The sequence below is a fragment of the Deltaproteobacteria bacterium genome, assembly GCA_016875225.1.
GTDB lineage: Bacteria > Myxococcota_A > UBA9160 > SZUA-336 > SZUA-336 > VGRW01.
Window position 1 is genome coordinate 1 of sequence record VGRW01000043.1, and the last position, 15,117, is coordinate 15,117.

The following is a 15,117-nucleotide window of genomic DNA, read 5'->3' on the forward strand; positions in this document are numbered from 1 at the left end:
GGGCAGCAGGGTGGACGCGACGAGATCGCGCAGCTCGTGGCGGGCTTCAATCGGATGGCGACGGATCTGTCGCTGAACCGCGAGGATCTCGAGCGCCGCCGCGCGCAGATGGAGATCATCCTGCGCGCCGTCGGCGCGGGCGTGATCTCGCTCGACCCCGACTTCGTGGTGCGAACCATCAACCCGCCGGCGCTGCGGCTGCTCGGCATTCCCGCGGGCGAATGGTCGGGTCGCAAGCTCGGCGAGATGCTCGGCGGCCAGGCCGCGCAGACGCTGCCCCCGCTTCTGCACCGGCTCGCATCGGGACCCCACGAGACGCTGCGGCGCCAGATGCCGATCGCGGTCGAGGGGGAGGTGCGCACGCTCAACTGGACGCTCTCGCGAATGCACGACCCGGGCGGCTCCGCAGCCGGATTCGTGGTCGTCGTCGACGACGTGACCGAGATCATGCGCGTGCAGCGCATGGCGGCCTGGCGCGAGATGGCGCGCCGGATCGCGCACGAGATCAAGAACCCGCTCACGCCGATCCAGCTCTCGGCGCAGCGTCTGCGGCGCAAGCTCGAGCCGAAGCTCGCCGACCCCGAATCCGCGCAGCTGCTGCGCGAGAGCACCGACGCGATCACCTCCGAGGTCGACGCGATGAAGCACCTGCTCGCGGAGTTCTCGAGCTTCGCGCGGCTGCCGGCGACCGATCCGGTGCCGACCGACCTGAACAAGCTCGTGACCGAAGTGGTCGGGCTCTACCGCGGCAATTCGACGATCGAGTTTTCGACCGAGCTCGATCCGGCGGTGCCGACGCTCGACCTCGACCGGCTGCAGATCCGGCGCGTGATCCTGAACCTGATCGAGAACGCGGTGGCGGCGATCGAGGCGGCGGAGCCCGGCCCGCGCGCGGTGCGCGTCTCGACGCGCCTGGACGCCTCGGTCGGGACCATCCATCTGCAGGTCGCGGACACCGGCGCCGGGATCCGACCCGAGGACCGCGCCCGGCTGTTCGAGCCCGGCTTCTCGACCAAGCGAGCCGGCTCGGGGCTCGGGCTCGCGATCGTCTCCAGGATCGTCTCCGACCATTCGGGCTACATCCGGGTGGCGGCGAATCGACCCCGTGGCAGCCGATTCCTGGTCGAACTACCGGTCCGGCAGGAGGCGCCGTGGCCACGATCCTGATCGTCGACGACGAGGAGAGCGTGCGGCGCGCGATCGCGAACGTGCTCTCCGACGAAGGACACCGTCCGGTGTTGGCGCCCGGAGCCGACGAGGCCGAGAAGGAGATCGCAGCCGTGCTGCCGGACCTGGTGCTGCTCGACGTCGCGATGCCGGGCCGGGACGGGCTCGATCTGCTCGAGCGGCTGCGCACGAGCCACCCGGAGCTGCCGGTCGTGATGATGTCCGGCCACAGCACGATCGAGACCGCGGTGCGCGCGACCAAGCTCGGCGCCTACGACTTCCTCGAGAAGCCGCTCACCTACGACAAGCTCCTGCTGCGGATCGAGCACGGTCTCGAGCGCGCGCGGCTCGCCCAGGAGAACCAGGAGCTGCGCCAGGAGCTGCTCGGCGAGAGCGAGATCATCGGCGACTCGCCCGTGATGGCGAAGCTGAAGGCGCAGATCGAGATCGCGGCGCCCACCGACGGCTGGGTTCTGATCACCGGCGAGAACGGCACGGGCAAGGAGCTCGTCGCGCGCTGGGTGCACGTGCGCTCGAAGCGCGCGAACGGCCCGTTCGTCGCGGTGAACTGCGCGGCGATTCCCGAGGAGCTGATCGAGAGCGAGCTCTTCGGTCACGAGAAGGGCGCGTTCACCGGGGCGATCCAGCGCAAACGCGGCCGCTTCGAGATGGCCGACGGCGGCACGATCTTCCTGGACGAGATCGGCGACATGAGCCTGATGACGCAAGCCAAGATCCTGCGCATCCTGCAGGAGCACCGCTTCGAGCGCGTGGGCGGAAACGAGACGATCGAAGTGAACGTGCGCGTGATCGCCGCGACCAACAAGGATCTGCAGGTGGAGATGTCGAGCGGCCGGTTCCGCGAGGATCTGTTCTACCGGCTGAACGTGATCCCGTTCCACGTCCCCGCGCTGCGCGAGCGCCGCGACGACATCCCTCGGCTCGTGGAGCGATTTCTCGCCCGCTTCGCGGCCGAGTCCGGCCGGCCGACGCGGCAGATCACGCCCAAGGCGATGGCGAAGCTGCGCGACTACGCCTGGCCCGGGAACGTGCGCGAGCTGCAGAACCTGATCGAGCGGCTGGTGCTGATGACGCCCGGCGAGACGATCGACGTCGCCGATCTGCCGGCGCAGATCGGCTCGTCGGAACGGGACCGCCTCGCGCGCGCGAGCTCCGTCGACACCCTGGCGCAGGCGCGCGGGATCTTCGAGCGCGATTGGCTGCTGGAGCGCCTCGCGCAGCACGGCTGGAACATCTCGCGCACCGCGGACGCCGTCGGCCTCGCGCGCGAGAGCCTGTCGCGGAAGCTGAAGAGCCTGAAGATCGACGTCGACGCCGAGCGGGCGCGCCATGCGAGCTGATCTGCGCCTGGCGTCGAGCAGCGACGCCGCGGCGCTCGCGCGGATCTCGCGCGAGGCGCTCGCCGAGGGCTGGTCGGAAGCCGCGATCCGCGCATCGCTCGAGCGCGACGGGGTCTGCGCGCTGGTGAGCGAGCCCCTGCACGGATTCGCGCTCGGCTCGCTCGCCGGGGACGAGGCGGAGATCCTCACGCTCGCGGTGGAGCAGGACGCGCGCGGGCGGGGCCTCGGGCGCGCCCTCGTCGTCGCGCTGCTCGAGCTCCTGCGGGGCCGTGGAGCGCGCTGCGTCTCGCTCGAAGTGCGAAGCCGGAACGTCCCCGCGATCGCCCTGTACCGCTCGCTCGGTTTCGAGGACGCAGGCGTGCGCCCGAACTACTACCGCGACGGAGAGGACGCGCTCGTGCTCGGGGCTGCGCTTTGATCCGCGCGATCGCGACCGTGCGCGAGGCCGGGGCGAGCCGGCTCGTGCTCGAGGTGCCGGGCTGGCCGGGCCAGAGGCCCGGTCAGTTCGCGATGCTCGGGCTCGAGCCCGAGCGACTGCGCCGCGATCCGCTCCTGCCCAGACCGATGGCGATCTATCGCGGCGATGCGAGCGCGCTCGAGTTCCGCTTCAAGGTCGTGGGCCGCGGAACCCGGATCATGGCCGAGCTCGTTCCAGGGGCGAAGCTCTCGCTGCTCGGGCCGCTCGGAAACGGTTTCGAGCTGCCGAGCGGCCCGGCGACGCTGGTCGGCGGCGGCAGCGGGATCGCGTCGCTGTACGAGCTCGCGCGGGTCGCGCGACCCGCGCCGCGCGTGCTGCTCGGCGGGCGCACCGGAGCGGACATCCTCGGCCTCGCCGACTTCGATGCGCTGGGCCTCGAACTCTCGATCGCCACCGACGACGGATCGCTGGGTCGGCGCGGGCTGGTGACCGATCTGCTCGCGCCGCGCGCGGGTGAGACCGTCTACGCGTGCGGGCCGCTCGCGATGATGCAGCGGGCCCATGAGCTCGCAGCTGCCGCCGGCGCGCGCTGTCGGGTCTCGCTCGAGAACCCCATGGCGTGCGGCTTCGGCGCCTGCCTCGGCTGCGCGATCAAGACGCCCGCGGGCTTCCGCTACGTCTGCACGCACGGCCCGGTCTTCGACTCGGCCTCGCTCGGATGGGAGGCGGGCTCGTGAGCGGGGACGTGGATCTCTCGACCGGGCTCGGCGGCGTCGCGCTCCGGAATCCGGTGCTCCTCGCCAGCGGTACCTGCGGCTACGGAACCGAGCTCTCGCCGTTCATCGCGCTCGAGCAGCTCGGCGGGATCGTCGCGAAGTCGCTCACGCTCGCGCCGCGCGCGGGCAACCTGCCGCCGCGAATCACCGAGACCCCGGCGGGAATGCTGAACGCGATCAGCCTAGAGAACGTCGGCGTCGATGCCTTCGTCCGCGAGAAGCTTCCCGCGCTGCCCGCGGCGGTGACGGTTCTCGCGAGCGTCTTCGAGACCGAGCTCGAGCGCTACGCCGAGGTGTGCAAGCGGCTCGATGGCGTCGAGCGCGTCGCCGCGCTCGAGCTGAACGCGAGCTGTCCGCACGTGAAGGCCGGCGGGATCGAGTTCGGCCAGGATCCGCGCGTGCTCGCCGAGCTGGTGCGGACCTGTCGCCGCGCGACCACGCGGCCGCTGCTCGTGAAGCTCTCGCCGAACGTGACCTCGATCGCGGAGATGGCGCGCGTCTGCGAGGGAGAGGGCGCGGACGGCCTGTCGCTGATCAACGCGGTGCAGGGGCTTTTGGTCGACGTGCACCGGCGTCGGACCGTGCTCCGCAACGGCCTCGGCGGTCTCTCCGGGCCGGCGATCCTGCCGATCGCCCTGCGCATGGTGTTCCAGGCCGCGCGCGCGGTGAAGCTGCCGATCTGCGGGATCGGCGGCATCGCGTCGGGCGAGGACGCGGTGGCGTTCCTGCTCTGCGGCGCGAGCGCCGTCCAGGTCGGCACGATCACCTACACCCAGCCGGGCGCCGGGATCGAGATCCGCGACGGGATCGAGGCGTACTGCCGCCAGCACGGCGTCGCCCGGGTGCGGGATCTGATCGGCGCGCTCGAGCCGTGGCCCGCCGGCTAGCCGTCTCCGCCGGAAACGGACCGGAATTCAAGCGCATGGAAGTTGCCGGCCGGGGGGGCTTTTGATATCTCTCCGACGCTCTTCGGCACCGGGATTTCCGGAGAAGGTGGGCGGTGCGTCCGCCTTTTTTTGTCGCTGCAGATCGAGCGACGGGTCTTTTCCAGCACTCGAGTGAAGGCTTGGTGATTTCGCAGAACTTCGCGATGTACAAAGACATTCCCGCAGATCTTCGACGAGTCGTCGAGCCCGTCGTGCAGGCGCATGGGCTGGAGCTCGTCGACGCGGGAATCGGACGCGGGCCGACGCGGTCGCTCGTCCGCATCGTGGTCGATACGCCCGTCGGAGACGGGCGGGTCCTGGTCGACGAGTGCGCCGCGATCTCGCGCGAGGTAGGGCACGGCCTCGACGTCTCCGAGCTGATCCCCGCCGCGTACACGCTCGAGGTCTGCTCGCCCGGAGTCGACCGCACGCTCGGCCGCGAGATCGATTTCACGCGCGCGGTCGGTCGCCGCGTGGCGATCGAGACGCGCGCAGCGCTCGCCGGCCGGCGCCGCTTCAAAGGCGAGCTGGTGGATTTCGACGGTGCGCTCGCCACCGTGCGCAGCGAGGGCCGGGATTTCGAGATTCCGTTCGAGGTCATCGATCGCGCGAAGGCGTTCTTTCCCTTCGGCGCGCCGCAAAAGCCCAAGAGGTGAATCGTGGAGCTCGATCTCAATCGCATCATCGATCAAGTGGTCAAGGACAAGGGCATCCGACGCGAGGTCGTGATCGACACGCTCGAGAAGGCGTTGCTCGCCGCGGCCCGACGCAAATACGGCGCCGAGCGCGAGATCGAGGCGCAGTTCAACGCCGAGACCGGTGAGGTCGAGCTCTTCGAGTTCAAGACCGTGGTGGCCGGCGAGCCGGCGAGCGACGCGGAGATCGGTCTGCAGGACGCGCTGCAACACGACCCCGACGCCGAGGCCGACGACCAGATCGGCATCAAGATTCCGACCGCGGAGTTCGGGCGGATCGCCGCGCAGACCGCCAAGCAGGTCATCATCCAGGAGGTTCGCGGCGCCGAGCGGCAGAACGTCTTCGACGAGTACAAGGATCGAAAGGGCGAGATCGTGCACGGCACCGTGCGCCGGATCGAGAAGGGCAACCTGATCGTCGATCTCGGCCGAGCGGAGGCGATCCTTCCCCGCAAGGAGCAGGTGCCGCGCGAGATGTTCCGCGTGAACGAGCGCATCCGCGCCTACGTCCAGGACGTGCTGAAGGAATCCAAGGGTCCGCAGATCGTCCTCTCGCGCGCGTGCACCGAGTTCCTGACCAAGCTCTTCGAGCAGGAGGTGCCCGAGATCTACGAGGGCATCGTGCGCATCGAGGCGGCCGCTCGCGAGCCCGGTGCGCGCTCGAAGATCGCCGTGGTCTCCAAGGACAGCGACGTCGATCCGGTCGGCGCTTGCGTGGGCATGCGCGGCAGTCGCGTGCAGGCCGTGGTCCAGGAGCTGCGCGGCGAGAAGGTCGACATCGTGCCCTGGAGCGCGGATCCGGTGCGCTACGTGGTCGCGGCGCTCGCGCCCGCGCAGGTCGTGCGCATCATGGTCGACGACGAGAAGCGCTCGATGGACGTGATCGTGCCCGACGACCAGCTCTCGCTCGCGATCGGTCGCAAGGGACAGAACGTGCGGCTCGCGGTGCAGCTCACGCGCTGGAAGATCGACATCAAGAGCGAGACCTACATGCGCGAGGTCCAGGCCGATCTGGCCGCGGCGCTCTCGGTCGTCCCGACCGCGGGAGAGTACGAGGCGAAGCTCCTGCTCGACGACGGCGTGGCGAGCCTGGACGAGCTCGCCGCGGCCGAGACGACGCAGCTGACGTCGGTGCTCGGGATCTCGGAAACCGACGCGACGGCCGTGCGCCAGCACGCGCGCGAGCTGTCGGTCGAGAAGCAGAAGCGGGCGGCCGAGGCGGCTGCGCTTGCGGCCGCGAGCGCAGCGGAGGCGGGTGGCTCCGGCGGCAGCGGTTCGGCAGGCGCGTGACCGGCGTCCGCGCCGGGAAAGGCTGAATGAGGATGGCCAAGGGGATGAGAGCGTACAAACTCGCGGAGGAGCTCGGGCTCACCCGCGAGGACCTCATCAAGAAGGCGGCGGAGATCGGAATCGAGATCCGCAACCCGATGGCCACGATCGACGACGATCAGGCCAGCACCATCCGGCGCAAGTTCGCGGCGGGCTCCGAGACGGAGACGGTGCAGAAGCGCGTGGGCTCCGGCGTGATCCGCCGGCGCAAGCGCAAGACCGAGTCCGAAGCCGACGAGGTGCAGGGCTCGGGCGTCGAGACGGAGGCCGGCTCGGTCGAGCCGGAGCCGCTCGCCGCCAGCGACGCGGTCGCGCCGGAGGCGCCCCCCGAGGTCGAGCTGCCCGGCGCCCTGCCGCCGCAGATCGAAGAGGCTCCTACGATCGCGGCGTCGGCCGCACCCGAGCCGCGACCCGCGGACCGATCGATCGCGCGGGTGACGACGCCGGTGGTCGTGGTCGAGGACCCGCTGCTCGCGGCGGGAGCGCCTGCAGCGCCGGCCGCGGAGCCGACCTCGCCAAGGCGCGGCGTGGCGATTCCGCCGCCGCGCGAGATCGAGCCCGAGCCTGAGAGCGCGCCTTTCGGAGCCGGGCCCGGCCGCGGCAAGCCGGCGCGGCCGGCGCGCCCCGCGCGCGCGGACCTGACGCTTCGGGAGCAGGAGACGATCGCGCGAATGATGCGCGGCGGGAACGTGCAGGCGCAGCTCGAGCGACGGCGAATGCTCGTCGAGCAGCAGTCGAGGGCGCAGCCGCAGCGAAGGCGGACCGCGACGCCGGTGCGCAAGGGGCCCCAGCCCGCGCCGGGCGACGTGAGGCGGGTCGTGAAGGTCGGCGCGCGAATCGCCATTGTCGAGCTCTCGCGCCAGACCGGGCTGAAGCTTCGAGATCTGCATCGCCGAGCCCGCGCGCTCGAGCCGTCGCACGCCGAGGACGACTTCCTCGAGGGCGATCTGGCAGCGCTGATCGCCGAGGACCTCGGCTGCGAGGTCCAGCGCATCACGTCGGAGGTCGAGCGCGCGCTCGCCGCGACGCGCGCGCCCGGAGCGCCCGGCGAGGGTGAGCTGCGACCGCCGGTCGTCACCGTCATGGGGCACGTCGATCACGGAAAGACGTCGCTGCTCGACACGATCCGCAAGACCAAGGTCGCGGCGGGCGAGGCCGGCGGAATCACCCAGCACATCGGCGCGTATCAGGCGCGCAGCAGCGACGGCAGCGTGGTGACGTTCATCGACACGCCCGGCCACGCCGCGTTCTCGCAGATGCGCGCGCGCGGAGCACAGGTGACGGACGTCGTCGTGCTCGTCGTCGCGGCGGACGATGGAGTGATGCCGCAGACGATCGAGGCGATCGCGCACGCCAAGGCCGCGGGCGTTCCGATCCTGGTCGCCGTGAACAAGGTCGACAAGGCGGACGCGAATCCGCAGCGGGTGCGTCAGGCGCTGCTCGAGCATGGTCTGGTCTCCGAGGATTTCGGCGGCGAGACGATCTGTGTCGACGTCTCCGCGACCAAGGGCACCGGCGTCGACAAGCTGCTCGAGATGATCGCGCTCCAGGCGGAGGTGCTCGAGCTGCGCGCGAATCCGAAGGCTCCGGCGCGCGGCGTCGTCGTCGAGGCGGAGCTCGATCGCGGCCGGGGGGCGCTCGCGACGGTGCTGGTGCGCGAGGGAACGCTCCGGCCCGGGGACTCGATCGTGGCCGGGGGCGTCTACGGGCGGGTCCGCTCGCTGATCGACGCCGACGGCAGCACGCTGAAGGAGGCCGGCCCATCCGCGCCGGTGCGGATCGTCGGGCTCTCGGGCGTGCCGCTCGCCGGTGACGAGCTTCTCGTCGTGAAGAACGAGCGCGAAGCCAAGCAGATCGCCGACCACCGGCTCGAGCTCGAGCAGAAGAAGGCCGCGCAGGCGGCCGAGGAGACCCGGCCGAGCGCGCTCAGCGCCGAGCTGCTCTTCGCGCGAATGGAGGGCACCGGAGAGCGGGAGCTCTTCGCGGTCGTGAAGGCCGACGTTCAGGGCACCGTCGAGGCGATCCGCGAGGCGCTGGCGAAGCTCTCGACCGAGAAGGTGAAGCTCTCCGTGATCCACCACGGTGTCGGCGGGGTCAAGGAGAGCGACGTCATGCTCGCGGCCGCGTCGAAGGCGGTGATCTTCGCCTTCCACGTCCGGCCCGAGCCCGCGGCGCGCAAGCTCGCCGAGCGCGAAGGCGTCACGATTCGCAGCTTCGACATCGTCTACGAGCTGCTCGACGACGCGATCCTGCTCATGCGCGGCCTGCTGCCGCCCAAGGAGTCCGAGAAGCGGCTCGGCACCGCTCTGGTGAAGGAGCTGTTCCACATTCCGAAGCTCGGCACGATCGCCGGCTGCGCGATCGAGGACGGCAAGATCTCGCGCTCGGCGCGCGCGCGAATCCTGCGCGACGGCGTCGTGATCTACGCCGGCAAGCTCTCGTCGCTGCGGCGCTTCAAGGACGACGTGCGCGAGGTGGTGGCGCCGCTGGAGTGTGGAATCGGGATCGAGAACTACAACGACGTGAAGGTCGGGGACCGGATCGAGGCCTTCGAGATCGAGCAGACGCCCGACTCGCTCTAGCGATGCTGATCGCGGCGGCGCTGATCGAGCTCGAGCTCCTGGAATCGGAGACCATCAAGGACCGCCGGCGCGTCGCGAACTCGATCAAGGACCGCGTGCGACAGCGCTTCAACGTCTCGGTCGCGGAGGTCGCCGATCAGGACGAGCGCCACTCGGTCTGCATCGGCTGCGTGATGGTCGGGATCGATCCCCGGCACCTGCGCGAGGGAATGGAGAAGGTGATCCACTACGTCGAGAGCCTGGGTCTGGGCGAGGTCGTCTCCGACGACGTCACGGTCGTGCGCCTCGACGAGGTCGAGGAGCTCGAGGACGACGACGGCGGAGCCAACGCGTGAAGCACACCCAGGCCCGACTCGGGCACGAGATCCGCGAGCGGATCGCGACCATCCTGCGCCAGCGCGTCGGCGATCCCCGGCTCGCCGAGGTGAGCGTGAACGAGGTGCGCGTCGCCCCCGACGGCAGCTATGCGCGGGTCTACTGGGGGACGCTGGGCCCGGTGGCCGCCGCGAAAGAGGCGATCGAGAAGGCGAAGCCGTACCTTCGCCGCTGTCTGGCTGCGGAGCTCCAGATTCGCCGCGTTCCGGAGCTCGACTTCCGGCTCGACGAGACGCTCGCGCGCGCGGAGCGCGTCGAGGGCGTGTTGCGGGAGCTCGAGCAGGAGCGAGTCGCGAAGCAGAAGAAGGAGGAGCCCGCGTGATCGACGGCTTCCTGGTGATCGACAAGCCGGCCGGCGTCACCTCGCACGACGTCGTGCAGGAGGTGCGGCGCTGGGCCAAGCAGCGCCGCGTCGGGCATCTGGGCACGCTCGATCCGCTGGCGACGGGCGTGCTGCCGATCGCGCTCGGCGAGGCGACCAAGCTCTCGCAGCTGCTCACGCACGGCGAGAAGAGCTATCGGGGCAAGCTCAGGCTCGGCATCGAGACCACCACCTACGATCGCGAGGGCGAGATCACGCGCGAGACCTCGGGGCCGTGGCCGGACGCCGAAGCGCTCGAGCGCGCGCTCGAGGCGTTCCGCGGCGAGATCGAGCAGGTCCCGCCGCCGTACTCCGCGGTGAAGACCGGGGGCGAAGCCGCATATCGACGGGCGCGTCGCGGCGAGGAGGTGGTGCTCGAGCCTCGCCGGGTGACCATCCGCCGGCTCGAGCTGGTCGCCTACGAGCCGCCCTTCGTCACGATCGAGGTCGACTGCAGCTCGGGAACCTACCTGCGCTCGATGGCGCACGACCTCGGGCGCGCGCTCGGGGTGGGCGCGCACCTCTGGGAGCTGTGCCGGACGCGCAGCGGACCGTTCACCTCGGCCCAGGCGGTCCCGCTCGCCGAGCTTGAGGCGCTGGGCCACGAGCGGGTGATCCCGATGATCGCAGCGACGGGCCTCCCCACCTTCGAGGTCGATGCGCGGACCTCCCGGCGGGTGGCGAACGGCGTGCAGCTGGGCCGCAGCGAGGTCAAGGGCGCGCCGACCGAGGGCGTGATGCAGCTGGTCCACGCCGGAGGCCTGGTCGCCCTGGTCGAGGCCCAGCGCGGCATCCCCGAGCTCCGCACGATTCGGGTCTTCCTCGAGGGCAGCGAAGGCTAGAGTCGCATTTGTGCATTGCGGGCCTCCGGCCGGCTCTGCTATACACCGTCGCAATTCCAGAAGGTAGAAACTTGCTGAACGCCGAACGCCGGCACGAGATCGTTGCCCAGCACCAGCGCAAGCCCGGGGACACCGGGTCCTGCGAGGTGCAGATCGCGCTCCTCTCCGAGCGCGTCACTCAGCTCACTGACCATCTCCAGGTCCACGTGAAGGACCACCACTCGCGCCGCGGGCTGCTGATGCTCGTGAGCCAGAGGCGAAGCCTGCTCGACTACCTTCGACGGAACGATGAGGGTCGCTACCAGTCCTTGATCGACAAGCTGGGACTGCGTCGATAATTGGTTTTCGCCCGGGGTTGGAGCCGCGACGCGAGTCCGGCTGGATCGGGTCATTGGATGCGAGATGTGGGATGAGCCATGAGCGCTGCCCCTGAATCCTCAGGGCATGGCGGCGCTCGTCGCTCATTCCGCAATTCCCCCCTTTGCCAACCCCGCCCGCATCTCGTGCCGCAAACAGCAGAGAAAGCGCGGTGGACGCAGGTGCGTCCAGCCGCCGGAAGCAGGTAAAGGAAAGAATGGAAACGGTTCAAGCAACGGTAGACGGCAAGGTCATCTCGATCGAGACCGGCAGACTTGCCAAGCAGTCGAACGGGTCGGTGCTGGTCACACAGGGAAAGTCCGCGGTGTTGGTCACCGTGAACTCCGCAAAGCCCAGAGACGGGATCGACTTCTTCCCGCTCACGGTCGACTACCTGGAGAAGATCTACGCGGCCGGGAAGATCCCGGGCGGCTTCTTCAAGCGCGAGCGCGGCATGACGGAGCGCGAGGTCCTGACCTCCCGCTTCATCGATCGCGCGCTGCGCCCGCTCTTCCCGGACGGCTATCGCGACGAGACCCAGGTCACGGCGCAGGTGCTCTCCGCGGATCGCGACTACGACACGGACGTGCTGGCCTTCGTCGGCGCGTCGGCCGCGGTGATGATCAGCGACGTGCCGTTCCCGGCGCCGATCGCGGCGGTGCGCGTCTCGCGCGTCGACGGCAAGCTGATCGCGAACGGGACGCTGGCCGAGATCGAGGCCGCCGACCTGAACATCATCGTCGCGGGCTCGCGCGACGCGCTGGTCATGGTCGAGGGCGGCGCGAAGCAGGTCTCCGAGGCGGCGGTGCTCGAGGCGCTGCGCTTCGGTCACCGCGAGATCACCAAGCTGATCGAGGCGCAGGAGCAGCTGGTCGCGAAGGCGGGCAAGGCCAAGCGGGTTCCGCCCGCGTCGAAGCGCGACGCGGAGCTCGAGCGCAAGATCGAGGCGATGGCGCTCGATCGCATCCGCGCGGCCTCGCAGAAGACCGAGAAGAAGGAGCGCTACAAGGCCTTCGACGCGATCGACGCCGAGGTCATCGCCGCCTTCGTCACCCCGTTCCGCGAGGCGAAGCGCGAGCTCGGGACGCTCGCGCAGGTCGAAGCGGCGCAGTCGGCGGGCCGCAAGCTCGCCAGCGACGTGAAGGACATCCTGCACGACCTGCGCGGCCGCGCGATGCGCGAGGACATCCTCGACGGAAAGCCGCGCATCGACGGGCGCTCGACCACCGACATCCGGAAGATCACGTGCAGCGTCTCGGAGCTCTCCGGCGCGCACGGCTCGGCGCTCTTCACGCGCGGCGAGACGCAGGCGCTGGTGACGGCGACGCTGGGCGGGAAGCGCGACGAGCAGATGATCGAGGGCCTGAAGGACACGCTCTATCGCAAGTTCTTCATGCACTACAACTTCCTGCCGTTCTCGACCGGTGAGGTCCGCCCGCTGCGCGCGCCGAACCGGCGCGAGCAGGGTCACGGAGCGCTGGCCGAGCGCGCGGTGAAGATGGTCCTGCCCGAGGGCGAGGACACGCCGTTCACGATTCGCGTGGTCTCGGAGATCCTCGAGTCCAACGGCAGCTCGTCGATGGCCTCGGTCTGCGGCGGGGCGCTGGCGCTGATGGACGCGGGCATCCAGATCCAGGCACCGGTCGCGGGCATCGCGATGGGCCTGATCACCGACGGCAAGCGCCATGCGGTGCTCTCCGACATCCTCGGCGACGAGGACCACCTCGGCGACATGGACTTCAAGGTGGCCGGCTCCGCGCAGGGCATCACCGCGATCCAGATGGACCTCAAGATCGAGGGCCTCGACTGGGCCGTGATGGAGAAGGCGCTCGAGCAGGCGCGCCAGGGACGCCTGCACATCCTGAAGCGCATGGCCGAGGAGACCGCGGACGCGCTGCCCGGCTTCTTGCCGCGCGCGGATCTGTCCGAGAACGCGCCGCGGATCGCGGTGGTCTGGATCAAGCCCGACCGCATCCGCGACCTGATCGGTCCCGGCGGCAAGGTGATCCGCGGCATCCAGGAGACGACCGGCGCCAAGGTCGACGTCGACGACTCCGGACGCTGCATGATCTTCGCGCCCAACCGCGAGACGCTTCTCAAGTGCCAGGGCATGGTCGAAGAGGTCACGCAGGAGGCCGAGATCGGCCGGCTCTACGTCGGCAAGGTCAAGAAGATCACCGACTTCGGCGCCTTCGTGGAGATCTTCCCCGGCACCGACGGCCTGCTGCACATCTCGGAGCTGGCCGAGCGGCGCATCGCCAAGGTCGAGGACGTCTGCGTCGAGGGCGACGAGGTGCTGGTCAAGTGCCTCGATGTCGATCCGAGCGGCAAGATCCGACTCTCGCGGCGCGCGGCGCTGGCGGAGCAGATCGAGCTCTCGCGCGCGTAGCGGATGGACCGGATCGAGGTCCGGATCCTTCGCGTCCGCGGCGCACGTGACGCCGACCTCCCGCTTCCCGCCCGAGCCACGGCGGGAAGCGCGGGGCTCGACCTGCGCGCCGCGGTCGAGGGCGAACTCGTGCTCGCTCCCGGCGAGCGGGCGCTGGTGCCGACGGGCTTCGCGCTGGCGATCCCGGCGGGCTACGAGGGGCAGGTGCGCCCGCGAAGCGGGCTCGCGCTTCGCCACGGAATCACCCTGCCCAACGCGCCAGGCACGATCGACTCCGACTATCGCGGAGAGGTCTGCGTGATCCTGCAGAACGGCGGAGCCGAGCCCTTCGCCGTGCGCCGCGGCGAGCGGATCGCCCAGCTCGTGATCGCGCCGGTGCTGCAGCCGGTGCTCCGCGAGGTCGATACGGAGGCGGCGCTCGGCGCGACCGAGCGCGGCGGCCAGGGCTTCGGCCACAGCGGTCGCTGACCCTCGGTCGCGAGCTGTTTCGCGCTAAGCTCCCGGGCGCCGCCCTGAAGGAGAGGCTTGGAACCCGCGGATCGCGACCGTAGTCCCGCCGTAGAGCCGCGCGGCGCACCCGCGGCCGACGCGGCGCACCCGCAGCGGCCGACGCCGCGCGCGGACGACGCCGTACAGCGCCGTTCTCTCGGGAATCTGACGCTGCGGCTGATCACGGCGGCGGTGCTGATCCCGCCCGTGATCTGGGTCTGCTACGCGGGCGGCTGGCCGTTCGTCGTGGTGATCATCGCCTTCAGCCTGCTCGGCTTGAACGAGTTCTACGACCTGATCACGGCCAAGGGCGCGACCCCGCACCGACTGCTCGGCTACGCGGCCGCCGGACTGCTGCCGGTGATCGCGTACATCGGCAACGCGTCGCTGGCGACCAGCGCGTTGACCGTCACGCTGCTGACGCTGATGATCCTGCAGCTCGGCAAGCAGGAGATCCGCCAGGCGATCGCGAGCGTCTCCGAGACCTTCTTCGGAGTGATCTACGTCGGCTGGCTGCTCTCGTACGCCGTCTCGGTACGCTTCATCTCGGGCGAGCTCGAGCGCCGCTTCGGCTACGACTTCGACCCGCAGATCGGCTTCTTCTTCATGATCTTCTGCCTGGTGGCGGTGGTCGGCTCGGACGTGGGCGCGTACTTCGTGGGCCGGCGCTACGGCCGGCGCAAGCTCGCGCCGCTGATCAGCCCCAACAAGTCCGTCGAGGGCGCGTTCGGCGGCGTGCTGACCGGGGGCGGTCTGGCGCTGGCCACCAAGCTCGTCTTCACCTGGTTCATACCGGGGGATCTGGCGAAGGACCTCGGCTGGGGCGCCGCGATGGCCTTCGGCTTCGTGCTGGCGTCGTTCGGGATCCTCGGCGACCTGATCGAATCGCTGCTGAAGCGCGACGCCGCGATCAAGGACGCCGGCACGATCCTGCCCGGCGTCGGCGGCGTGCTGGATCGGATCGACTCCGCCTTGCTCGGCATCCCCGTGATGTATTACCTCCTGCTCGCGTACTACTGGACCCTGCACGCGGCCTAACCGAGGAGGCCC

Annotated in this window: 15 protein-coding genes; all 15 read left to right on the forward strand. The window is 70.1% G+C overall.

Annotation, left to right across the window (positions count from 1 at the left end; genetic code table 11):
• The coding region (locus FJ108_11430; protein ID MBM4336506.1) for a PAS domain-containing protein at positions 1–1,167 on the forward strand (1,167 nt) is incomplete at its 5' end.
• Entirely contained in the window at positions 1,152–2,528 is a 1,377-nt protein-coding gene (locus FJ108_11435) for a sigma-54-dependent Fis family transcriptional regulator (protein MBM4336507.1), read from the forward strand. The genes FJ108_11430 and FJ108_11435, both read left to right, overlap by 16 nt.
• Positions 2,518–2,946, forward strand: a complete 429-nt coding sequence (gene rimI, locus FJ108_11440) for a ribosomal-protein-alanine N-acetyltransferase (GenBank protein MBM4336508.1) — start codon at positions 2,518–2,520, stop codon at positions 2,944–2,946. Before FJ108_11435 ends, rimI begins: the two co-directional genes overlap by 11 nt.
• Positions 2,943–3,683, forward strand: coding sequence for a dihydroorotate dehydrogenase electron transfer subunit (locus FJ108_11445; protein MBM4336509.1), 741 nt, complete (start codon positions 2,943–2,945; stop codon positions 3,681–3,683). Before rimI ends, FJ108_11445 begins: the two co-directional genes overlap by 4 nt.
• Positions 3,665–4,609, forward strand: a complete 945-nt coding sequence (locus tag FJ108_11450; GenBank protein ID MBM4336510.1) for a dihydroorotate dehydrogenase — start codon at positions 3,665–3,667, stop codon at positions 4,607–4,609. Before FJ108_11445 ends, FJ108_11450 begins: the two co-directional genes overlap by 19 nt.
• Positions 4,610–4,788: 179 nt before the next feature.
• Positions 4,789–5,304 carry a ribosome maturation factor RimP gene (locus FJ108_11455; protein ID MBM4336511.1) on the forward strand — a complete coding sequence of 172 codons (516 nt, stop codon included), beginning with the start codon at positions 4,789–4,791 and terminating at the stop codon, positions 5,302–5,304.
• Positions 5,305–6,633, forward strand: a complete 1,329-nt coding sequence (nusA, locus tag FJ108_11460; GenBank protein MBM4336512.1) for a transcription termination/antitermination protein NusA — start codon at positions 5,305–5,307, stop codon at positions 6,631–6,633.
• A 26-nt stretch (positions 6,634–6,659) separates the two neighbouring features.
• Positions 6,660–9,254, forward strand: a complete 2,595-nt coding sequence (infB, locus tag FJ108_11465) for a translation initiation factor IF-2 (protein ID MBM4336513.1) — start codon at positions 6,660–6,662, stop codon at positions 9,252–9,254.
• A gap of 2 nt (positions 9,255–9,256) precedes the next feature.
• Positions 9,257–9,589: a DUF503 domain-containing protein gene (locus FJ108_11470; protein MBM4336514.1), complete on the forward strand. Its 333-nt coding sequence runs from the start codon at positions 9,257–9,259 to the stop codon at positions 9,587–9,589.
• Positions 9,412–9,951, forward strand: coding sequence for a 30S ribosome-binding factor RbfA (gene rbfA, locus FJ108_11475; protein ID MBM4336515.1), 540 nt, complete (start codon positions 9,412–9,414; stop codon positions 9,949–9,951). The genes FJ108_11470 and rbfA overlap by 178 nt, the downstream gene beginning before the upstream one ends.
• Positions 9,801–10,832, forward strand: a complete 1,032-nt coding sequence (gene truB, locus FJ108_11480) for a tRNA pseudouridine(55) synthase TruB (protein MBM4336516.1) — start codon at positions 9,801–9,803, stop codon at positions 10,830–10,832. The genes rbfA and truB overlap by 151 nt, the downstream gene beginning before the upstream one ends.
• Before the next feature lie 71 nt (positions 10,833–10,903).
• Positions 10,904–11,170, forward strand: a complete 267-nt coding sequence (rpsO, locus tag FJ108_11485) for a 30S ribosomal protein S15 (GenBank protein ID MBM4336517.1) — start codon at positions 10,904–10,906, stop codon at positions 11,168–11,170.
• Positions 11,171–11,406: 236 nt separating this feature from the next.
• Positions 11,407–13,578 carry a polyribonucleotide nucleotidyltransferase gene (gene pnp, locus FJ108_11490; protein ID MBM4336518.1) on the forward strand — a complete coding sequence of 724 codons (2,172 nt, stop codon included), beginning with the start codon at positions 11,407–11,409 and terminating at the stop codon, positions 13,576–13,578.
• A gap of 3 nt (positions 13,579–13,581) precedes the next feature.
• Positions 13,582–14,046, forward strand: coding sequence for a dUTP diphosphatase (locus tag FJ108_11495; GenBank protein ID MBM4336519.1), 465 nt, complete (start codon positions 13,582–13,584; stop codon positions 14,044–14,046).
• Positions 14,047–14,103: 57 nt separating this feature from the next.
• On the forward strand, positions 14,104–15,105 hold the full coding sequence (locus FJ108_11500) for a phosphatidate cytidylyltransferase (protein ID MBM4336520.1): 1,002 nt from the start codon (positions 14,104–14,106) through the stop codon (positions 15,103–15,105).
• Positions 15,106–15,117 lie beyond the last annotated feature (12 nt).